The sequence below is a fragment of the Ruminococcoides intestinihominis genome, assembly GCF_040096285.1.
GTDB classification, from domain to species: Bacteria; Bacillota; Clostridia; order Oscillospirales; family Acutalibacteraceae; genus Ruminococcoides; species Ruminococcoides intestinihominis.
Genome location: NZ_JBBMEY010000007.1, coordinates 42,077 through 64,770 on the forward strand (window position 1 = coordinate 42,077; position 22,694 = coordinate 64,770).

Below are 22,694 nucleotides of genomic sequence, written 5' to 3' on the forward strand. Positions count from 1 at the left end.
AAACCCCTAAATATTTTCTATAATATCTTTAAACTGCTTACATGAATTTTTCCAGCTTAGAGTTTTTAAGTAATTATGAGAATTTTCCATCATCCCAGCAATATGATTAGGATTCTCAACACTTTTTATAACTTCTTCAACAAGACTGTTATAATTATAATCCACAAGCATTGCTGTATTCTCCGGAAAGAAGAAAGGAAAAGAACCATCTTTAAATTCTACAATAGGAAGACCCATAGCCAACATTTCATATGGTACAAGTGAAATATTTGTCATTGATGCCACAATACCAAAATCGGATTTCTCATAAAGACTCTTCATCTCTTCCTTATTTAGCTTTCCAAGGTTGTTACCAAAAGATAGCTTTGTACTTTTGTTAAATCCAAAGAAATTAACTTCTATTTCATAGCCTTTTTCGTTAAATACTTTACTAGCTTTTTCAAGCATTACTTGTAGCAAATTAGGTATTCTCTTTCCATCTTCTTTAGAATAAACAGCAAATGAAATTTTCTTCTTACCACTATATGAAGAGTAATCTCTTTCACCGGCACTATATTCTTTTGGCTCATACGGAAAATCTATATAATCCAATTTCTCATTTTCAGGCACATTGCAATTTCTCTTAATTTGTTCTAAATTCCATTTTCCTAAACTAATAATATGTAAACCAAGTTCATAGGTTTTCTTTGCAAGTAAATATCTTTCATTTAATTTAAAGAAATAAGGTTCAAAATCTTGTACGAAATAAGCCTTGTAGCCGGAAAAATTTCTTACATAATAAACACTTTGCCATGATGTTGCAATAATAATATCATAGCCTGATTTATCAGCATTTTCATACTTAAGGAATTTACCCTTAACACCTGCCAAATTTGCCTTTGCTATTTCTTGCATATTATCTTCGTCTTGATTGTTAAAACTAATATATGTTATATCTTTTCCAAGTTCACATAAACCAGTACCTAATCTTAACATTGAAGTATGTCCACCGGAAAACTGCATTATACTACCTACTACAATGGCAATTTTCTCGGTTTTCTTTGGCTTAGGATTTTTTTCTATCGAAAAATCCTCATCAGCCAAAGCTTTTCTTACTATGTTAGATTCATGTGCATCCAACTGTCGATTATAATACCCTATAATCTTATTTTTTACATCACTTTTGAAACTCATATTTTAAATCCTCATAATCTATTACAAATTGTATGGTTCCGATTTTTTAGATAACTTTATTCCGTCTTTTGTACCTTTTACAACAGCTTTCAGAATTTTCATCTTATGGTCGCTACGCATTATACTGGACAAGTTAAACTTAGTATAATAACCGGCAAAAGACTTACAATAGTAGCTTTCGTAACCTATACCACCATATTTCTTGTGTTTCTTATTTAAGTAAATAACATTACGGTTTGTATAATAAATTCTCAAAGGACTAACTTTCTTTTTGTAAGATAACTTAGCAATATTTTTGCTATGTGTTTTCTCCCCTAGCCAAACAAAGAAATGTCCCATTTTAGTATCTTTATATTCTATAACGCCTAATTCTTGGTCAAGAATAACATTGTTCACTCTATAAATATCATAACCAACTATCTTGACTCTTTTACTAAAATCATTGTCAACCAAATCAATAAATAAAGAAGAATCATACTTTCCGGCTTTTTTCCAAGCATCTACTCTGGTACAACTGGCTGATGTTATACATTTTCCAACACTTTCAAATGCTTTGTCATTATCAGCTAATTTCATATATTTTCTTCTTTTATCAATTACTTGTGAACACAAAATACCAACATTTTCACAATCAAAATATTTCTCATATTCTGTCATCATATTTTCCGGTATTTTAGAATCCTGATCAAGAGTTACAACCCATTCATAGCCTAACTCATCTGCTTTTTCCATTATTTGATTTAAAGCATAAGCTATTCCGGCATTCTTGCACTCTGACATATATATAACATTGTCATTGTTTTCAAACAATTTACTGTTATCATCATTAGTATTATCAAACAATATAATATTATCAAACTGTTTTTTCAAAAGTTCTATATTTTTATTAATAGTTTCAACTTCCGGATTAAAAAGAACTATTCCTACTGTTGCTTTTTTCATTATGAACCTCTACATTCCCAATTTATTTGCACAATTCCAACTGCTTTTTTAGGTAATTATATGAATTTTCTCTCTCCATACTAATTACTTTATCCACAGACGGATAATCAATATCATCATTCATAATACCGGATGTTCCTCTAACATTTTTAACAATTCTATTATCAAGATGCAATCTGCCAAGTAAGTCTGTCAACTTTTCTGCATTACCATAACCACTGTTACGAACAAGAGTAACAAACTTTCTATGTGTAATTATTGACATAATTGAACCATGGAATGTATCAGTAATAACTTCTTCTGCATTCTTAAAATATGCCAATACTTCATATGGTGAACAATCAACAAATTCATCACAACAGTTTTGTACACCACCGATACAAATAATCTTAAGTCTTTTTTCTTTGGCATATCTTTTAATGAACTCACATTCATCAACTGTAAATCTACCGGAATAACCATAAAGGATCATATACTTTTCTTTTTCCAGAACTGTTTTCGGAATTTCATTACACTTATTCATAAAGTCATATGCCAAAACCGGATCAATGTGATAATAAGGATCTTTGCCTGTTAAAGTTTTGATAATTTTCACGCTATTTTTATCTCTTACAGAAATAGAGTCAAAATCATCAAACCATTCTTTTAATTTTTCAGAAATATTGTATTGTTTAATCTTATCAAGTGTTGTATTGCCGAAAGAACCGGCATAACTCACTAATCTGTCGGCATTATTATCTGCACCAAATAGTTCAGGGGTGAAACCCACATTTGTATTATTTTGAACACAATTAAATACTTCATCGCTACCAATTACCAACAAATCAACCTTTGGTGAATAATTCATTTCACCTGTAATACCCAAATATGGATAGTAGTTTGAAGCGTAATTTTTCTTATACTTAATGAACTTTAATTTAGAGGAAAGTGGTGCTTTGTACTTAAATGTTTCAACTACTTTTTCAACCTTTCTCTTTAAGCCCCCACTACTCTTTGATGGTATTAAACATTCACCGGGATGATAGTCAACAAACTGAACTTCTCCACCTAATTCTTCAATGATAGATTTTAAGCCCATAGCCTGTAAAAATGAACCATAATTAAATATGCGTTGCATAGATAATATTCCAACTTTATACATTATATTTCCTCTCACTTAAACAAATCATCAACAATCTTCTCAAAATTCTCATTAAAAATTTTGTTGTTGCTATTAACAGAATTATTTTTGGAAGATACTTTTTCGTCATAATTCAAAATTGCATCTTCTAAATCCTCAATATTGTAAATTGGAATTATATTTCCAAATCTCTGATAAACGGCTTTTGAAAAATCGACCTGATGGTCATTGATATGTTCATCGAACTTAAACTGTCTTGGTACAACAATAGGCACTTTTCCCATTTGCAGTGGCATCATAAAGCTTGCAGGTCCACCATGAGTAATCACTATTGAAGCATCTTCAGTATTCTTTATCATTTCATCATATGGTAAAAGCTTTGACCACTTGCAATATTTAGGTTCATATGTACTGAAACCTGTTTGCATAATGACTTCTTCCTGAATTTTTCCATCTCGTTTTAAATTATCAATAAATTCAATTAATCTGTTAAATGGTTGTTCATGAGTTCCAACTGTAACAAATATCATTTTTTCACCTAAAAAATACTTCCTAAATTAATTGCTTTCTTATATACTTCTTTCTGTTCTTCCCACTGTACAATAAATTTATCAACAATAGGATATACCATTTTTCCTGTCATAGTTGGTTTATCAATTCTATCGAAAACTTCAATATAGATAAGTTTCTTACCAAACAACTTACCAAGATAAAAGAAAGGAACTGCTACTGCTGCTCCTGAAGAAATGATAACATCCGGTTTTTCTTTTCTCAAAACCTTCCATGCTACGCCTATATTTCTGATAAGGTTCTTAATATTTCTGTTTGTAGGATAATAACAAGGATACATCCTTTCATCTTTCAAAATACTCTTAGCATCTTGTTTATCAAAAGTTACCCAAAATCTGTCTTTGTTTTCCCAAAAAGGTTTTAGCATATATAAATGTGTTAAATGGCCACCGGATGAACCCACTAAACATACTTTTAAATTTTCTTTACTCATTTTTACCTCTTAAAACTTAAATGTATCCTTTAGACCTAACCACTTTTGGTCTTTATCACTTAGGTTTAGCTTTGTACCGTCCTTTAGGTGATAATTACCTACTTCACAAGTACCGTCATAGTCGCCTTCAAGTTCAGGCCATTCAATACCAATTTCAGGGTCATTCCAAGCTAGACCACCTTCATCTCCCGGATGATAGAAATCAGTTACTTTGTAACAAAATTCTGCTTCATCACTAAGAACTAGGAAACCATGAGCAAAGCCTTCTGAAATGTAAAACTGCTTTTTGTTTTCTTCAGTTAGTTCAACACCATACCACTTACCGTATGTTTCGCTACCTGAACGTAAATCAACTGCTACATCAAAAACTCTACCCTTGATAGCTCTTACAAGTTTGCCCTGTGGGTACTGCTTTTGGAAGTGAAGTCCTCTTAGTACACCCTTTGTACTCATACTTTGGTTATCCTGCACGAATACCATATCAAGACCTGCTTCGTGCATATCATTCTGATTATATGTTTCCATAAAATAACCACGATTGTCACCATGTACTGCCGGTTCAATAATATATAGTCCTTCGATTGGACACTTTGTTACTTTAATCTGTCCCATTTCTCTTACCTCTTATAAATTAATAATCAATTTCTTTTAAATATCTGTTTAAAGCATCTTTCCAGTCAGGTAATGGAGTAAATCCATTATCAACTAATTTAGTTTTGTTAAGTCTTGAGTTAAATGGTCGTCTGGCCTTAGACACACCGTATTCCTCAGTAGTAACCGGATTAACTTTAGTCTTATAATCTGCCTGTTTAAAGATTTCACAAGCAAAATCATACCAGCTAATATATCCACCCTCATTAGTTGCGTGGTAGTAACCATATTTATCGGTTTCTATCATATCAACTAAAAGTCTTGACAAATCATAAGTATATGTCGGTGTACCGATTTGGTCATTAACAACCTTTAGGGTATCAAACTTCTTACCTACATTAAGCATAGTTTTGATAAAGTTATTGCCGTTTACACCAAACACCCATGCAATTCTTACAATAAAGTATTTCTCTAGATTTAGGCTAACAACCTTTTCACCCATAAGTTTTGATTCACCATATACATTAAGTGGTGCATAGTCCTTGCAATCTTCTTCCCAAGGTCTTGTACCATAGCCGTCAAATACATAGTCAGTACTGATATAAACCATTTTGCAATCAAGTTCTTTACAAACCCTTGCAATGTTCTCTGTACCACCAACATTGATAGCCATTACTTTTTCTTTATTTTCTTTTTCTTCTGCCAAATCAACTGCTGTCCAAGCAGCACAATGAACAACTACATCGGGATTTACCTTTTTAATAGTTTCAGTTACTTCTTCACTGTTAGTAATATCCATTTGTACATAATCCATCTTTGTTACTGCTGTACCGTCATCAGCACCACTGTACTGTGGTGCAATATCTGAACCTACACCTTCGTAACCTCTTTTATGAAGTTCGTTCATTACGTCATGGCCAAGTTGGCCTGCAACACCTGTTACTAAAACCTTCATTATCTGTCACCGTACATTTTTTCGTAATAGTTCTGATATTCACCACTGATGATAGTTTCCCACCATTCACGGTTATCAAGGTACCACTGAATTGTCTTTTTGATACCGTCTTCAAACTTAGTTTCAGGTAGCCAACCTAGTTCGTTGTGAATCTTTGTAGGGTCAATAGCATAACGCATATCATGACCTTTTCTGTCTGTTACATATGTAATTAAACTTTCAGGCTTGTTAAGTTCTTTACAAATAATCTTAACAATGTCAATGTTTCTCTTTTCGTTATGACCACCAACATTATAAACTTCACCAACTCTACCGTTGTGAATGATTAAATCAATAGCCTTGCAATGGTCTTCAACATATAGCCAGTCACGAACATTTAGGCCTTCACCATAAACAGGAAGTGGCTTATCAGCTAAAGCATTAGCAATCATAAGTGGGATTAGCTTTTCAGGGAAGTGATATGGACCATAGTTATTTGAACAACGGCTAATTGTTACAGGTAGGTCATATGTTCTGTGATAAGCAAGAACTAATAAATCAGCACCTGCCTTTGATGAACTATATGGGCTACTTGTGTGGATTGGTGTTTCTTCTGTAAAGAATAAATCAGGTCTGTCAAGTGGCAAGTCACCGTAAACTTCATCAGTAGAAACCTGATGATAACGCTTGATACCATACTTTCTACAAGCATCCATAAGAACAGCAGTACCCTTAATGTTAGTATCTAGGAAAACTTCAGGGTTTTCAATAGAACGGTCAACATGGCTTTCTGCTGCAAAGTTTACAACCATATCAGGATGTTCTTCTTCAAATAGCTTATACACTGCTTCTCTGTCACAAATATCTTCCTTAACAAAACGGAAGTTAGGGTTATCCATTACAGGAGCTAGTGTTGACAAGTTACCGGCATAAGTTAGCTTATCAAGACATACAATTCTGTAGTCCGGATATTTCTTTAGCATATGGAATACGAAATTTGAGCCGATAAAGCCGGCACCACCTGTTACGATAATAGTCATTATATTTTCCTCTTTCTTAAATTAATGAAGTGTATCAATATATTTTCCGTCAATAACATCTTTTAGATACTGACCGTACTGATTTTTCTTTAAAACTTCATAAGCAGCCATTATTTCATCTTTTGAAATCCAACCGTTTAGATAAGCGATTTCTTCAAGACAAGCAATCTTTCTGTGCTGATGATTTTCAATAGTCATAACAAAGTTAGTTGCTTCAACTAAACTTTCGTGAGTACCTGTATCAAGCCAAGTAAAGCCTTGACCCAGTAGCTCAACATTAAGGGCATTATTCTCTAAATAAACTTTGTTAAGGTCAGTAATCTCAAGTTCACCTCGTGGAGAAGGTTTTAGACTCTTTGCGTATTCTACAACCTTGTTGTCATAGAAATAAAGACCTGTTACACAGTAATTTGACTTTGGTTTTTCCGGCTTTTCTTCAATAGAAACAGCCTTGCCGTTTTCATCAAATTCAACAATACCAAAACGTTCAGGGTCATCAACATAATAACCAAATACTGTTGCACCGTTACCACTTTCGGCTTTTTCAACTGCTTTCTTAAGTCTTTTATTAAGACCGTTACCGGAGAAAATGTTGTCGCCAAGTACCATAGCAACACAGTCATCACCGATAAATTCTTCGCCGATAATAAATGCTTGAGCAAGTCCGTCAGGGCTTGCTTGTACTGCATATGTAAGATTAACACCAAACTGATGACCGTCACCAAGTAATGATTCAAATCTTGGTGTATCAGCTGGAGTTGAAATAATCAGAATATCTCTGATTCCTGCATTCATAAGAACTGACATTGGATAGTAAATCATTGGCTTGTCATAAACAGGTAACAACTGTTTTGATGTTACCTTTGTAAGTGGATATAGTCTTGTACCGGATCCACCTGCTAAAATAATACCTTTCATATTTTACTCCTTACATTGAACCTTCTCTTTTAAGGACTACTTTTATAGTTTTTAGAATAATTTTCGCATCATAACCTAATGACCAGTTTTGGATATACTGTGTATCAAGTTTTACTACTTCTTCAAAATCGGTAATGTCACTTCTGCCACTAACCTGCCACAAGCCTGTAATACCCGGCTTTGTAGAAAGTCTTGCTCTATGGTGAAGTTCATACTTCTGCACTTCATTAACTGTTGGTGGTCGAGTACCGATTAAACTCATATCACCCTTTAGTACATTTAAAAATTGAGGAAATTCGTCAAGGCTTGTATTTCTTAAAATATTACCTATTCCCTTCTTAGTTGTACCATCCGGTAACTTTTCAAAACCAATAATTCTTGGGTCTTCATCCATTTTAAACATAAGACCGTCACCAACTTTATTGTGTTCTTCAAGTTCCTTTTTTCTTTCCTCAGCATCCATATACATACTACGGAATTTATACATTTTAAAGGTTTTACCGTTTTCACCAACTCTTTCTTGAGCAAAAAATATTGGACCGGGATCTGCCTTTTTAATTAATGGACCGATTATAAGTGTTACTATCCCTGTTAAAACACAACCAATAATACCAACTACAATATCAATCAGTCTTTTAACAAGCAGTTGGAAAGGTGAGGCATAGTTAATTGCAGTAGTTAGTACAGTATAACCTGCCATATGTTCAACAAATTGTTTTCTACCTAATGTATTATTTTCGTTAAACAACTTAATGTGAGTGATAACACCCATTTCTTCAAACATATCAACTAGGAATGTTGGGTAAGGTTGTTCTTGGTCTAAATTGATAAATACTTCATCAACCCAGTTTTTGCAAACAAACTCATATACATCATCGCTATTTGCAACAATCTTTACACCATCTATATATTCACCTTTTAAATCCTTGTCAATAACAGAAATACCAACTATGTTATACCTTTGATAATTTTTATTTCTGATATTGTCAAGTACGGTTTCCATTAAACTTTCTGTTGTAACAATAAATAGCTTTCTTTTGCCACCGTTAGTTGCTCTTTTAGTTAGAAACAATTTCCACAAACATCTAACAGTAAAAGTAATTACAACATAGAATACAAACATCAATAGCAGCAAGTATCTATTGTAATAGTTTGTTGTATCTGTAATATAGATTGAAATAATAGAAAGTAATGCAACCATTATCGAGTGCTTAACCGTTATAGAAATTTCTTTAAACAAATCTCTCTGTATTACATTTCTGAAGGTCTGATAAAAAACAATAACTGCACTATCAATTAAAGTTACAACAAGTAATGCATTGTTATAAAATGTATTTCCATAAGGGTTTTGCCCTTTAAAAATTATTAAATATGAAAATAAATAAGCCAAATGTAAGCAAAATAAATCTAACAATAAAAAGTCAAAATGCTTTCGCCAACTTTGATAACGCTTTTTATACACAATATCCCTCCAACAAACTATTCCACAAATCACCTTAAATGCCTATTGTATCTACATTTTTAGACACAATAATACATATAATATTATACAAAAAAATCATTATTCTTTCAATGTATCGAATAACCAAAATAATGTAAATTATTATAAATATTTATTGATATTTGACTATAAGTAGTTATATCGTCAAAGATATATACTAAAAAATGGCAAAAGAAAAGGATATCTACAACCAGATACCCTTATAAATTATATTAAATTCCAACATAATGGACTTCATCCACTATTTTACCGTTAAAGTAATATACTCTAGGAATTCTCTTACTAACATCACAAACAAACTCATAGTTAAATGAACCGGCTGTTTCGGCTACTTCTTCACAAGATAAGAATTCATCACCATCTTTACCTACTAAAGTAACTGTATCTCCAACCTTAACATTCGGAATATCTGTAACATCTATCATAAACTGGTCCATACAAACTCTACCAATAATATTAGCTCTCTTACCGTGAATAAGAACTTGACCTTTGTTACTTAGTGAACGAGGATAACCGTCAGCATAACCAACAGGAACAGTTGCAACTATTGTATCCTTATCAGCAACATAAGTACCACCATAACCAACTGCAACACCTTTGCAGATAGTCTTAACAAATGAAACAGAAGTTTTTAGTTCCATAGCCGGAATAATCTTAAAATCTTCTTCTCTCATTTCGTGACTAGGATATAGACCATAGTTGATAATACCACTACGAACAATATTTAGGTTCATATTAGGTAATTCCATAATAGCTGCTGAGTTGCTAACATGGCAATTCTTAAGCTCTATTCCCTCATTCTCCAGCTTTTCTTTAAAGTTCATAAATCTGTTATACTGGTCAATAGCAATACTTTTATCAACTTCATCAGCTCTGTATAAATGAGTAAACATACCGTCAATCTTAATATTAGGCAATTTTGCAATTTCCTTAATAACTTCAACACTTTCATCAGTATCGGCAAAACCAATTCTGCTCATACCTGTATCAAGTGCCAGGTGACATATTGCAAACTTATTCATCTTTACTGCTGTATCAGAAAAGTTCTTAGCCATATCATAAGAGAAAATTGCAGGAATTAAATCATAGTTAATTACATCTTCATACTGTAACTTATCGGTATATCCCAAAAGATTAATAGGCTTTGTAAAACCTGCTACTCTAAGGTCAACACCTTCCTCTACAACTGCAACTGCATATCTATCAATTAAGTCGTCACAATACTTTGCAATTTGTTTTGCACCATGACCATAACCGTCAGCCTTGATAACTGCCATTAACTGAGTACCTTCTTTGATACTGTCTTTAACTAACTGAAAGTTATGATGGATTGCATCTAAATTTATATTAGCTTTTGCTCTATAATATTTTTCCATTGTAAACACTTCTTTTCGTTTATTCTTTATAATTATACATTTCCAAACAAGGATAATCAAGTTTATTTAAGTTTTTTATTTAACTACTTTTATATTTCAGATTTTTGTACTATAATATTCTAAAAATATAAGGCGCATTAACCTCTATAAACCCTCGACTTTTTCTATTAAATATGTTAAAATTTATTATATATGAAACTGAGGAAAAGATATGTTATTAGTAAATTTTTTTGATTTTATATGTAAAAAATTTGGAAGAAGTTTCTTTATAATTTTTAAGATAATTATTCCATTTCTTGCAATGCTGGTACCGATTGACCAAGTGTGCAAATGGCTGATGATTTCTTCTTCCAAAGTTACTGCGTTAATTTTATATGCTTGTTTTTTAGCAATGCTTATTTTTGTACCAAAAATAGCATCGGTTGTTGAGTTTATTGTAATAGGACTTGCATTTATTCTGTGCTTTTCTTTAGGTTCAGTTACCCATTTATTCGGATGGACAGTTATGATATTTGCCGGAATATTTCTATTCTTTAAGGTTCTATTTTTCCTAGCTATGCTAATTAAACAAGCAAATTCTAATATAGAAATGGATAGTAAAGAGTGATATGCAAAATTTAAATTTTGCAAAAGGAGAAAATTATGGTTGAAACATTTATTTTAAATACCGACCCACTAGATAGCAGAGAACTATTTGAACAGTTACTGGAACAGGTTGATGACACTAGAAAAGAAAAAATATTAAAATTAAGAACCTTTACAAAGCAAAAGCAATCTTTAGGTGCAGGACTACTAATAAAAAAATATGTTGGGGATATTCATTCTCTAAACAAAAACGGCAAGCCTAAAAACAACAATACCGAATTTAACATTAGTCATAGTGGTAAGTATGTTGTACTGACAAAAGGCGGTACAGAGCCTGTGGGTGTTGATATTGAACTTATGCAAAGAGGTAACAAGCATATTGCACCAAGATTTTTTACACTTGATGAATGTGTACAAATTGACCGTAGCTATGACCCTGATAAAACATTTACACAGATTTGGACTTTAAAGGAAGCATTTCTAAAATGCATTGGTTCAGGTGTTGGCAAAGATTTAAAGAGATTTACAATTCATATTGATGATGAAAAAATCAGAATTGACAACAGAATCAACAGAAATTTCTACTACTTTAAGGAATATGATGTTTCCGGTTATAAACTTTCTGTTTGTAGTGAAGATAACAGATTTTCGGAAACTTTGGAAGATGTTACCGATGAAATCTTTAAATTAGAAGAAACTAAATAATCAACAACAAAAGTAATGGCACTTCATTTGAAGTGCCATTTTTGTATTTATATTGATTTTTGATTAAACTCTTCTTTTCCAAGTTGATGGAATTAATAGAATCATCATAGGAAAAATCTCAAGTCTACCGGCAAGCATATCGAAAGAAAGAACAATCTTGCTTAAAGCAGATAAATGTGCAAAGTTAGAAGTTGCACTAACACCATCCATACCAGGACCAACATTGTTAAAACAAGTAACTACTGCTGTAAAAGTAGTTACAAGGGATTCACCCTCAATGCTGACAAGCAATGTACTTGCTAAAAGAATAAACACATAAATAACAAGGTATGTGTTGATACCCTTTAGAATACTGTTATCAACACTTTTTTTGTTTATTCTAACACTCATAACCTGTCTAGGGCGTACCATTTGCTTAATATCTCTTATCATCTGCTTAAAGTAAAGTACAATTCTTGTAACCTTAATACCACCGGCAGTAGAACCTGCCATACCACCAACAAACATTAAGCTGATCAGTATTACCTTAGAAAATACAGACCATTGCTCAAAATCGGCAGTTACAAAGCCTGAGGTACTGACTATGGAAGCAACTGTAAAGTAAGAATCTCTAAAGGCAGTTTCAAATGCCATTTTACCTGTTGAAAGTAAGTTAACACATATCAAAACGACACTTGCAGTTACCATTCCTAAATAAACCTTTAGTTCAGTATCTTGGAATACAGCCTTAAACTTTCTTAGTATCATAAAGAAATATAGGTTAAAATTTACACCGAACAATAACATAAATGTTGCAACCACATATTCAACATACGGACTGTGATAACCGGCAATAGATGCACCCTTTACCGAGAAACCACCTGTACCGGCAGTTGCAAAAGCAGTAACAACACTGTGATAAAAGCCAATGCCGGAGAACATTAACATAACAATCTCCAGTGCAGTTAAGATAAAGTATAGAATATAAAGAATTCTGGCTGTATCAGTTAGCTTACTAACAATTTTACCGGCTTTAGGTCCCGGAACTTCGGCTCTCATTAGGTGCATTGCCTGACCGTCACCCTGAGGTACAATAGCCATTAAGAATGTAATAACACCCATACCACCTATCCAGTTAGTAAAACTTCTCCAAAATAATAATCCATAAGGATTACCCTCAACCTTAGTTAAGATTGATGAACCGGTTGTGGTAAAACCGGAAACTGTTTCAAAAAATGCGTCAAGATAGTTAGGTATCATACCTGAAATAACAAATGGTAAACAACCAAATGCTGACATAAATATCCACGCAAGACCACAAATCATAAAACCCTCTTTAGCAAGAAGCATTTTATTCTTTGGGGTTTTCACACCAAAAGCAAGTCCAATACTAACTAAAATAACTATTGGAATCAAAAATGCAATCAGTGTATCATATTCACCATAAATAATAGCAACGATAAGTGGAAGTATCATCAAAGCACCTTCCATAAACATTATCTTGCCAAGTACATTTACTACTGCTCTGTAATTCATACAAATATATCCTCGATTGAACGAATTGATTTACTCTTAGTAACAATGATAATTGAGTCACCGGCCTCAATTGTATCATCACCGTTAGGGAAAATAATCTTTTTCTTTCTGCTAATTGCTGCAACAAGAATGTCTTTCTTAAACTTTAAAGTGTGAATTGGCTTTCCTAAATAATCAGCATCATTTGGAGTAACAAACTCAATAGCCTCAATTCTGCCACCCATTAGTTTATATAGGTTTCTAATCTGGTCACTATTAGCATTAAGCTTTGCTCTTAAATACTTAACAATAGTAGAAGAAGTTACCTGACTAAGTGAAATCGCACTTTCTCCCATTACCTTCTCATAAAGTTGGAAAAACTCAGGTTCATTAATTTTAGTTACTTGCTTATGAACATGCAAGTTCTGTGCATACATAGCGACAAGGAAATTAGCCTCATCGCTGTCTGTAACAGTAACAACTGCATCACATCTGTCAATGCCTTCTTCAATAAGAAGTTTATGGTCAGCAGAGTTACCAAGTACAATTCTGGCCTCAGGAAGATGACCGGCAAGGAACTTACATCTGTCACTGTTCTTTTCAATAATAGTAACATCAATACTCATCTTTGCAAGAATTGCAGAAAGATAAAAGGCAATCTTTGAACCACCGATTATCATAACATTCTTAACCTTATCCTTTAAGATTCCCATACCCTTTAAGAAGTTTACAACTTGCTTATGGATACCGGTAATATAGATATTATCCTTTTCTCTGATTATAAAGTTACCGTTAGGGATAAATACCTCTTCACCACGCTTTACGGCACAAATTAGGAATTCATTACCGTAAATCTGAGAAATCTCATAAATAGGTTTATCAATAATATTGTTACCTTCTTTGATAGATATTTCAATCATATCAATTTTGCCATTAGCAAAGGTTTCATAATTAGTTGCAGTAGGGAATTTTAGAATTCTGGAAATTTCCGAAGCAACACTCATATCAGGGTTAACCATCATAGAAATGCTAAGTTCATTTCTCATAAAGTCAATCTGATTAACATACTCAGGACTTCTAACTCTTGCGATAGCATGTCTTGCACCCATTTTTCTTGCAATTAAACAAGAAAGGATATTTATTTCATCAGAATATGTTGTAGCAATTACAAGGTAAGCGTTCTCAACTCCTGCTTCTTTCAGAGTATCACACTGAGTACCGTTACCAAGTACACCGTTGACATCTTGTTCATCAACAACTCTGTCAACTCTCTGTTCATCAATATCTACCACAACAACATCATAGTTTTCTTCTCTCAGGCTGCTAATAAGGCATTTGCCTATCTTACCAGCACCGATTACAATAACATTCATTACACAATACCCCTGTAATTTGTAATTTGTAATTTATAATATACCAGTATTATTATATCACTATGAAACAAAAAATCAAACCTAAAAAGTCCCAATATAACAGAAAAGTTATTACAGTTTTGGAACATTTTCTACAATTGTCGCTTTTTTATTGACTTAATCTATTTTATTTGTTAAAGTAAAGTTAAATATGTACTATTAAGGAGGTATATTAATTTTGAAAAAGTTTTTAACTATTTTATCTATTGTGACTTTATCCTCTGCACTACTAGTATTTGCAGGTTGTAGTACAGATAATAACAGCAGTTCAAGTAGCGAACCTAAAGAACCTACTGTAACAGTTTCTCAGTCTGTATCATTCAGCTTTAAGGCAACCTCATCTACAAAGGCTACAACAAAGCCATCAACTACTAAGAAAACAACTAAACCTTATACACAGCCAACAACTAAGTATGTTGCTCCTACTACTCAGTATGTAGCACCTACAACACATTATGTTGCTCCAACTACACAGTATGTAGCACCTACTACAAAGTATGTTGCTCCAACAACAAAGTATGTTGCACCAAGCAGTAACCGACTAACTGCAAGTGAAGTTAGCAAAATGTCTAAGACAGAAATTCAGAACAAAATCAACGACATTTACGCAAGTTATGGTTACATATTCAAAACAAAGAGTATTCAAGCTTATTATGAAAGTCAGTCATGGTATGTACCAAGATACACTTCAGAAACAACTGTTGAATCACTCTTTAGTGCAGATGACAACTACAACAAAAACCTACTGGCACAATACAGATAAAAACATTAGGGCAAGTTTTTACTTGCCCTTTTTTATTGACAACAACCTATAAAACTAATAAAATATGCTTATAATATTAGTAAAACATTACGAGGTTTATTATGAACGATTTTGTAAGAGTAGCCTCTGCCGTAATCAAAACTACTGTAGCAGATACTACAAAAAATACTGAAGAACATATTAAAATGATGGAAAAGTCAAGTAGTGAAAATGTTGACATTACTGTTTTTCCTGAATTATCTATTACAGGTTACACTTGTCAAGACCTATTCTTCCAGAAAGAACTACTTGACAAAACATATTCAAGCCTAATTGAAATTAAGAAAAAGTCTGAAAGGCTAAAGGGTATCTTTGTTGTAGGTGCTCCTATCAAGCACAAAAATCAACTTTTCAACTGTGCCGTTGTAATTTCTAAGGGTACTGTTTACGGTATTGTACCTAAGACTTATTTACCTAACTACAATGAGTTTTACGAAAAAAGATGGTTCAGTACAAGTATGGACACAGAAGACAGTTTTATTAACTTTGATGGTGAAGAAGTACCATTCTCACAAAATGTATTTGATGCAAATGGTTTTACATTTGGTGTAGAAATTTGTGAAGACCTATGGACACCTGTTCCACCATCAACTGTACTTTCTATGTCAGGTGCTGAAATTATCCTTAACCTATCAGCAAGTAATGCACTTATTGGCAAAAGAGATTATGTAAACTCAATGGTTAAACAAAACAGTGGTAGCAACATTGCAACATATGTATATTGTTCAGCCGGTTCAGGAGAAAGCACCCAAGACCTTATTTACAGTGGTCACTCAATTATTTGTGAAAACGGTGTTATCTTAAAGGAAAACAAAGAAATTATTGAAAACAACTACCTACTGATTACAGATACAGATTTAGGCAAAATTCGTTTTGACAGATTAAAGAACAAGTCATATAAAGACTGTATCACAAACAATATGTTTTCCACATTTGACACAGTAAATGTGGATTATTTAAGCGATAATGAGATTGTATCAAATGGTGAAATGTACTACATTGACAAAACACCATTTGTACCGTCAAGCAATAGCAAGAAACTTGAAAGATGCTTAGAAATTTTCTCAATGCAAGTTGAGGGACTAAGAAAGAGAATTTCTGTTATTGGTGGCAAAATGGTTGTTGGTGTAAGTGGTGGTCTAGACTCTACCCTAGCACTACTGGTTTGTGGTGAAGTTTGTCGCAGAATGGGCAAACCAATGACTGATGTTGTTGGTGTTACAATGCCTTGTTTCGGTACAACTGACAGAACATACAACAATTCCCTTGACTTAATGAGAACACTGGGCATTACTACAATGGAAATTCCTATTGCAGACAGTTGTCGTCAGCATATGAAGGATATTGGTCACAACGAAGAAGTACACGATATTACTTACGAAAATGTACAAGCAAGAGAAAGAACTCAAGTACTGATGGATGTTGCCAACAAGGTTGGTGGTATTGTTGTAGGTACAGGTGACCTTTCAGAACTTGCACTTGGTTGGTGCACATACAATGCCGACCATATGTCAATGTACGGTGTTAATGCCTCAATTCCTAAAACACTTATTAAGTGGATGATTGACGCAGTTGCAAAGAACAATATCTTTAAAGACAGTACTGCTACTCTTGAAGATATTATTGACACACCGATTTCTCCGGAACTTTTGCCTCCTACTAAAGATGGCAAAATTGCTCAGAAAACAGAAGAAAAGGTTGGTCCGTATTTGCTACACGACTTTTTCTTATACTATGTTCTTCGTTTTGGCTTTAGACCAAAGAAAATTTATTCACTTGCAGTTACTGCTTTTGACGGTGAATTTGACAAGGACACAATTAAGAAATGGTTAAAAACATTCTATCATAGATTCTTCACTCAGCAATTCAAGAGAAGTTGCCTACCTGACTGTGTAAAGGTTGGTTCAGTTTGCTTATCTCCAAGAGGTGATTGGCGTATGCCAACAGACTCAAGTGCAAAGCTATGGCTTGATGAGGTTGAAAGTTTATAATTTAATAATAAGCATACTAAAAGGGTTGCACAGAAGTGCAACCCTTATTTTTATACTAATTATATTTTTACTGTTCTTCTGTTAAGTCAGGTAACTGTAAGCAATATTCGTAAAAATCCTTTAGGCTACCTTGCTTATAACCACTAATATCAACATTATCTCTGTTAATAAGGTCATCGGTAACAAGGAATGTTTCCATACCGATTGTAGCAGATATCATATCTTCTCTAACATCATTACCAACCATCAAAGTTTCTTCCGGTTTACATTTTGCCATTTCACAAGTTTCAATAAAGTACTTTGGGTTTGGCTTACAATACTTTGAATTTTCATATGTAGTAATTACAGAAAAATCGTTTTTATCAAGACCTGCCCACTTTACTCGTCTTTCTGTTGCGATTTTTGGGAAGAATGGGTTTGTTGCCATTACTGTGTTATAACCTTTTCTTCTAACCTCATCAACAATTTTTCTTGAATATGGGTTTACTGTTGTAGCCTCTTTTGTTAGGATAAATTCGTTTTCGTAGTAACCGTTAAACATAGGAATATCGTTGATAATCTCAGGTCCAACCATTGTTGCAACCTTGTTCCAAAAGCACATTTTGTTTGACATAGCACCTTGGTTTTGATACATAGCCTCCATACCACCAAGTAATGCTTTTCGTAATGTTTCAGGACTCATTTCTATATAAGGGCATACTGCCTCTGCCATTGAAGAAAAATAAAGTTTCATAAACTTTTTCATATCCATAGGAAGCATAGTTCCATCCAAATCTAAGAATATATTTTTAATCATCTATCTCTCTCCTTCTCCATAAACTAATTTGCTTTCATATTAACATATTCTGCACGAAGCTTACTGTAAGCAAATCTCTGACTACTATAAATACTGTAATAGCCTGAAAGCATATAACTAATACAAACTGCCACAACATAAAAGGCAGTTCCTTCTCCACCAAATAGTTCTATGCTTAAAAGTATTGATGCAATAGGACAGTTTACAACACCACAAAATACTGCCACAATGCCAACTGCTGCACCGAATGTAGGGTCAAGTCCTAAATGTGCACCAATAGCACAACCAAATGTTGAACCAATAAACAAAGTAGGAACAATCTCGCCACCTTTAAAGCCGATAGCCATTGTTACTGCTGTAAAAATCATTTTCAAAATAAAGTCATAGTAATTTGCATGACCTTCATTTACTGCTGTTACAATAGTCTTTGCACCAAGGCCTGTATATTCATCACCAAAAATCATAGCCAATGCTATAAAAATAACACCACCACACAACATTCTAATGTAGGGGTTTTTAAATAATTTGGTTAATCCTTCCTTAGTATATTTCATTATTAAACAGAAAAGAATACTAATAAAGGCACATAGAATTGCAAGTCCACCTGTTTGTAACATTGAAACAAGTGAAAGGTGTGGTACTTTCGGTGGGTTGTAAGGCAAAGTAAAACCTTTGAACAAGTAGCTTATTGCATAGGCTACAAGACTTGATACAACACAAGGTACGAATGCTGAGTAGTAAAGCACACCAACGGCTATTACTTCCATAGCAAAGAAAGCAGCAGTTAATGGTGTACCGAAAAGTGCTGAGAATAAAGCACCCATACCACACATAACGGCAACATTCATATCCTTTTGACTAAGTCTGAAAATTCTACCAACCTGAGCACCGATACTACCACCTAGCTGAAGTGCAGCACCTTCTCTACCGGCTGAACCACCAACCAAGTGAGTAAGAACTGTACTAATAAAAATCATAGGTGCAATAATAATAGGCACACCTTTTAGGTGTCTGATTGAATGTAATATTAAATTAGTACCACCGTCACCTGAAAGTTTTGCTTTGTCATACATTAAAACAATCAGTAAACCAAGCACAGGCATTAAGAATAAAAGTGCCGGATACTGCTGGTGCAAATCTGTTACATAGGAAATACTTTTGTTAAAAACAACTCCTATAAATCCACCCAAAACCCCGGTGATGGAAGCAATGATAATCCACTTAACAAAAATTCCGGCGTATAAGAAAATACGCATAATCTTCATTTTTGATATCCAAAAAAACTTTTTCAAATTTTCATCTCCAATGGGACAATTATACCACTAATATTAGGTATTATCAATTATAAAAGTTAAAACCTTTAATTTTTTCAGTATTTATGCTATTATATAAAGGAAGATTAATATGAAAAAAATCGTACTTGTTGGCACAGGAATGGTAGGTATGAGCTTTGCTTATGCTTCCCTTAACCAAAATTTATGTGATGAGTTTGTGCTTATTGACATTAACAAAGAAAGAGCAATCGGTGAGGCTATGGACTTAAACCATGGTTTAGCCTTTTCAAATTCTTCAATGAAAATCTATTCAGGGGAATATACCCATTGTAGCAATGCAGACATTGTTGTAATTTGTGCCGGTGCTCCACAAAAAAGTGGAGAAAAACGACCTGAGTTACTAAAGAAAAATACAGAAGTTTTTAAGTCCATTGTTGCACCTGTATGCGAAAGTGGCTTTAAGGGAATTTTCTTAGTTGCCACAAACCCTGTTGATGTTATGACAAGGGTTACTGCAAAAATCTCAGGATTTCCAAAGTCTAGAGTTTTTGGCACAGGTACAACCCTTGACTCAGCAAGACTTAGATACCTTCTAGGTGATTATTTTGGAATTAACCCAAGGAGTGTTCACGCATATGTTATGGGTGAACATGGTGACACAGAGTTTGTACCTTGGAGTCAGGCACTGTTATCCACAAAATTAGTTGATGATGTGCTACAGGATAATCCAAACACCTTTAAGAAAAGGGATATTGAGAGAATTGAGGCTGAGGTTAGAAACTCAGCTTACAAAATCATTGATGCAAAAGGTGCAACATACTATGGAATCGGTATGGCAATTGTGCAGATTTGTAGGGCAATTTTACAAAATGAAAATTCAGTTCTCACTGTTTCTTGTTGCTTAAACGGTTGTTACAATCAAGAAAAAATTTATGCCGGTACACCGGCTATAATAAACCAAAGTGGTGTAAAGTCACTTATTGAACTTTCACTAACTGATACAGAAATGAAAAAACTTCAAGAAAGTTGTGATGCTCTTGAAGATTACTTTAAAAGTATTAAGATGTAGGTGGTATTATGGAAAATATTGAGAAATTACAAGAAATAATCGATAATAGTAATAACATTGTTTTCTTTGGTGGTGCAGGTGTTAGCACAGAAAGTGGTATTCCTGACTTTCGTTCTGTTGATGGGTTGTACAACTTAAAATACAAATACCCACCTGAACAAATTATCAGCCATACATTTTTCCAATATAAACCTGAAGAATTCTACAGATTTTACAAGGACAAAATGATGTGCCTAGATGCTAAACCTAACAAGGCACACACTTTCCTTGCTAAGTTAGAAGAAAAAGGAAAACTTTCTGCCGTTGTAACTCAGAACATTGATGGACTTCATCAAGCCGGTGGCAGTCATACTGTTTATGAGCTACACGGTAGCATACATAGAAACTACTGTACAAAGTGTCACGCATTTTATGATGCTGAATTTGTAAAGAACAGTAAAGGCCTTATTCCTAAATGTACAAAGTGTGGTGGAATTATCAAACCTGATGTTGTGCTATATGAAGAAGGTCTTGATGATGAAATCGTAACAAATGCAATTAATGCTATTTCTAACTGTGACACACTTATTATTGCAGGTACCAGCCTTGTGGTATATCCGGCAGCAAGTTTTATCAGATACTTTAAAGGCAATCACCTTGTACTGATTAATCTTAGCGAAACATCAGCTGACAAAATGGCTGACCTAGTTATTCACGGCAAAGTTGGAGAAGTACTATCTCAAATTAAAATTTAATAAAACAAATGCACTTTGAAAAAAGGCAAAGTACATTTCATATATATAAACCTCACAAACTTTATTGGAAAGAGAAAAGAAAGGGAGATTTATATGACAAACAAAATTCTTAATGGAATAAGAAAGATTAAGCCACTAAATATATTGGTGCTGACATTAGCCGGTATTATAAACGCCTTTGGTGTTACATTGTTTTTAGCACCGGTTAAGCTATATGACAGTGGTATTTCCGGTACATCAATGTTGATTTCACAAGTAACACCTGAATGGTGTAGCCTTTCTCTTATTCTTATTGTGCTGAATATTCCTATATTTTTATTTGGCTTAAAAAGAGAAGGTGCAAGTTTTACTTTTTACTCAATTTACACCGTTATTATTTATTCTGTTTCAGCATACTTAATAACCGATGTGCTTCCTATTGATGTTAGCCTAGTATCACCACTAGCCGGTACAGATTTATTTTTATGTGCTATATTCGGTGGTGTAATCTCAGGTTGTGGCAGTGGTCTTGCACTTAGATTTGGTGGTGCAATGGACGGTATGGAAATTATTGCAGTTGTATTTGCAAAGAAGTTAAACCTTTCTATCGGCACATTTGTAATGATTTTCAATGTTATTCTTTACATAATATGTGGTTTGGTAATTAACTCTTGGGTACTGCCACTTTATTCAATCGTTACTTATGCAGCAGCACTAAAAACAATTGACTTTATTATTGAAGGTTTTGACCGTTCAAAGGCAGCTTTCATTATTACTACAAAACCTAGAGAAGTGTGTAAAGCACTTTCAGATACTTTTGAAAACGGTATCACTACTGTTGATGCTAAGGGTTATTATTCCAACTCAAAAAAGACAATGATTTACTATGTTGTTAATCGTTTTCAAGTTGGTAAAATGAAAACTATCGTACATAACATTGACCCTAAAGCATACATTTCACTGAATGATGTGGCAGATATTTTTCCGGCTAATAAAAATGATAACGGAAGTAATAATTCCGTTGATGAAACTCCTACCAATACAGAAACCCCAACCCTAGAGGAAGAAATCAAAACCGATTTGTCAGAAAAATTAGGCTGATTTTAGTTTTTATTTTATGGTACAAATTAGGGTTTGTAGGGCTAAATGCAAAATGTTAAATTTTAGCAAATAAGGCCCCCTTGTGTAAAGGGAGCTGTCGCTTGTAAATTGGAAGAATGACAATTTACTCTTAAAGAGCGACTGAGGGATTGTT

Annotated in this window: 22 protein-coding genes; 7 read left to right on the forward strand and 15 right to left on the reverse strand. The window is 33.5% G+C overall.

Annotated features, from left to right (window positions below; all coding sequences use genetic code 11):
- Positions 1–6: 6 nt before the first annotated feature.
- The 11 genes from WMO18_RS03150 to alr all read right to left on the reverse strand — a co-directional run bounded on the left by WMO18_RS03150 (position 7) and on the right by alr (position 10,598).
- A complete protein-coding gene (locus WMO18_RS03150) occupies positions 7–1,173 on the reverse strand; it encodes a glycosyltransferase family protein (protein WP_367286310.1) in 1,167 nt (388 codons plus the stop codon).
- A 21-nt stretch (positions 1,174–1,194) separates the two neighbouring features.
- A complete protein-coding gene (locus tag WMO18_RS03155; RefSeq protein ID WP_367286311.1) occupies positions 1,195–2,115 on the reverse strand; it encodes a glycosyltransferase in 921 nt (306 codons plus the stop codon).
- Positions 2,116–2,137: 22 nt separating this feature from the next.
- Complete coding sequence (locus tag WMO18_RS03160) at positions 2,138–3,256, reverse strand: polysaccharide pyruvyl transferase family protein (protein WP_367286312.1); 1,119 nt, start codon at positions 3,254–3,256, stop codon at positions 2,138–2,140.
- Positions 3,257–3,267: 11 nt separating this feature from the next.
- Positions 3,268–3,765: a glycosyltransferase gene (locus WMO18_RS03165; protein ID WP_211148309.1), complete on the reverse strand. Its 498-nt coding sequence runs from the start codon at positions 3,763–3,765 to the stop codon at positions 3,268–3,270.
- Between the two features lie 8 nt (positions 3,766–3,773).
- Positions 3,774–4,238 (reverse strand): PssD/Cps14F family polysaccharide biosynthesis glycosyltransferase, encoded by a 465-nt coding sequence (gene pssD, locus WMO18_RS03170; RefSeq protein WP_211148310.1) that lies wholly within the window; start codon positions 4,236–4,238, stop codon positions 3,774–3,776.
- A 9-nt stretch (positions 4,239–4,247) separates the two neighbouring features.
- Complete coding sequence (gene rfbC, locus WMO18_RS03175; protein WP_211148311.1) at positions 4,248–4,850, reverse strand: dTDP-4-dehydrorhamnose 3,5-epimerase; 603 nt, start codon at positions 4,848–4,850, stop codon at positions 4,248–4,250.
- 19 nt (positions 4,851–4,869) lie between these two features.
- Positions 4,870–5,784: a dTDP-4-dehydrorhamnose reductase gene (rfbD, locus tag WMO18_RS03180; RefSeq protein ID WP_211148312.1), complete on the reverse strand. Its 915-nt coding sequence runs from the start codon at positions 5,782–5,784 to the stop codon at positions 4,870–4,872.
- Entirely contained in the window at positions 5,784–6,803 is a 1,020-nt protein-coding gene (gene rfbB / locus WMO18_RS03185) for a dTDP-glucose 4,6-dehydratase (protein WP_211148313.1), read from the reverse strand. Before rfbB ends, rfbD begins: the two co-directional genes overlap by 1 nt.
- 21 nt (positions 6,804–6,824) lie before the next feature.
- The gene (rfbA, locus tag WMO18_RS03190) at positions 6,825–7,721 is read right to left on the reverse strand and encodes a glucose-1-phosphate thymidylyltransferase RfbA (protein WP_211148314.1); all 897 of its coding nucleotides are present in this window, start codon (positions 7,719–7,721) and stop codon (positions 6,825–6,827) included.
- Between the two features lie 10 nt (positions 7,722–7,731).
- Entirely contained in the window at positions 7,732–9,183 is a 1,452-nt protein-coding gene (locus WMO18_RS03195; protein WP_367286313.1) for a sugar transferase, read from the reverse strand.
- Between the two features lie 251 nt (positions 9,184–9,434).
- Positions 9,435–10,598 carry an alanine racemase gene (gene alr / locus WMO18_RS03200; RefSeq protein ID WP_022505061.1) on the reverse strand — a complete coding sequence of 388 codons (1,164 nt, stop codon included), beginning with the start codon at positions 10,596–10,598 and terminating at the stop codon, positions 9,435–9,437.
- 211 nt (positions 10,599–10,809) lie between these two features.
- Between alr and WMO18_RS03205 the strand changes: the two genes are divergently transcribed.
- Together WMO18_RS03205 and WMO18_RS03210 are read left to right on the forward strand one after the other, a co-directional pair.
- Entirely contained in the window at positions 10,810–11,205 is a 396-nt protein-coding gene (locus WMO18_RS03205; protein ID WP_022505060.1) for a hypothetical protein, read from the forward strand.
- A gap of 35 nt (positions 11,206–11,240) precedes the next feature.
- A complete protein-coding gene (locus tag WMO18_RS03210) occupies positions 11,241–11,888 on the forward strand; it encodes a 4'-phosphopantetheinyl transferase family protein (RefSeq protein WP_022505059.1) in 648 nt (215 codons plus the stop codon).
- Positions 11,889–11,951: 63 nt separating this feature from the next.
- On the opposite strand, the gene WMO18_RS03215 is transcribed toward WMO18_RS03210, so the two are convergent.
- Entirely contained in the window at positions 11,952–13,403 is a 1,452-nt protein-coding gene (locus tag WMO18_RS03215) for a TrkH family potassium uptake protein (protein WP_022505058.1), read from the reverse strand.
- On the reverse strand, positions 13,400–14,755 hold the full coding sequence (trkA, locus tag WMO18_RS03220; RefSeq protein WP_022505057.1) for a Trk system potassium transporter TrkA: 1,356 nt from the start codon (positions 14,753–14,755) through the stop codon (positions 13,400–13,402). Before trkA ends, WMO18_RS03215 begins: the two co-directional genes overlap by 4 nt.
- A 217-nt stretch (positions 14,756–14,972) precedes the next feature.
- On the opposite strand from trkA, the gene WMO18_RS03225 reads away from it, so the two are divergent.
- Together WMO18_RS03225 and WMO18_RS03230 are read left to right on the forward strand one after the other, a co-directional pair.
- Complete coding sequence (locus WMO18_RS03225; RefSeq protein ID WP_022505056.1) at positions 14,973–15,557, forward strand: YARHG domain-containing protein; 585 nt, start codon at positions 14,973–14,975, stop codon at positions 15,555–15,557.
- A gap of 101 nt (positions 15,558–15,658) precedes the next feature.
- Positions 15,659–17,587 (forward strand): NAD(+) synthase, encoded by a 1,929-nt coding sequence (locus WMO18_RS03230; protein ID WP_248004694.1) that lies wholly within the window; start codon positions 15,659–15,661, stop codon positions 17,585–17,587.
- A 67-nt stretch (positions 17,588–17,654) separates the two neighbouring features.
- Here WMO18_RS03230 and WMO18_RS03235 read toward each other — a convergent pair whose 3' ends face one another.
- Both WMO18_RS03235 and WMO18_RS03240 read right to left on the reverse strand, forming a co-directional pair.
- Positions 17,655–18,383: an HAD family hydrolase gene (locus WMO18_RS03235; protein WP_211147868.1), complete on the reverse strand. Its 729-nt coding sequence runs from the start codon at positions 18,381–18,383 to the stop codon at positions 17,655–17,657.
- Positions 18,384–18,406: 23 nt separating this feature from the next.
- A complete protein-coding gene (locus WMO18_RS03240; RefSeq protein WP_248004695.1) occupies positions 18,407–19,675 on the reverse strand; it encodes a chloride channel protein in 1,269 nt (422 codons plus the stop codon).
- Between the two features lie 112 nt (positions 19,676–19,787).
- On the opposite strand from WMO18_RS03240, the gene WMO18_RS03245 reads away from it, so the two are divergent.
- From WMO18_RS03245 to WMO18_RS03255, 3 genes are all read left to right on the forward strand, one after another.
- Complete coding sequence (locus tag WMO18_RS03245; protein ID WP_211147869.1) at positions 19,788–20,726, forward strand: L-lactate dehydrogenase; 939 nt, start codon at positions 19,788–19,790, stop codon at positions 20,724–20,726.
- Positions 20,727–20,734: 8 nt separating this feature from the next.
- Positions 20,735–21,460 carry an NAD-dependent protein deacylase gene (locus tag WMO18_RS03250; RefSeq protein ID WP_367286314.1) on the forward strand — a complete coding sequence of 242 codons (726 nt, stop codon included), beginning with the start codon at positions 20,735–20,737 and terminating at the stop codon, positions 21,458–21,460.
- 93 nt (positions 21,461–21,553) lie between these two features.
- Entirely contained in the window at positions 21,554–22,540 is a 987-nt protein-coding gene (locus WMO18_RS03255) for a YitT family protein (protein WP_211147871.1), read from the forward strand.
- Positions 22,541–22,694: the final 154 nt, after the last annotated feature.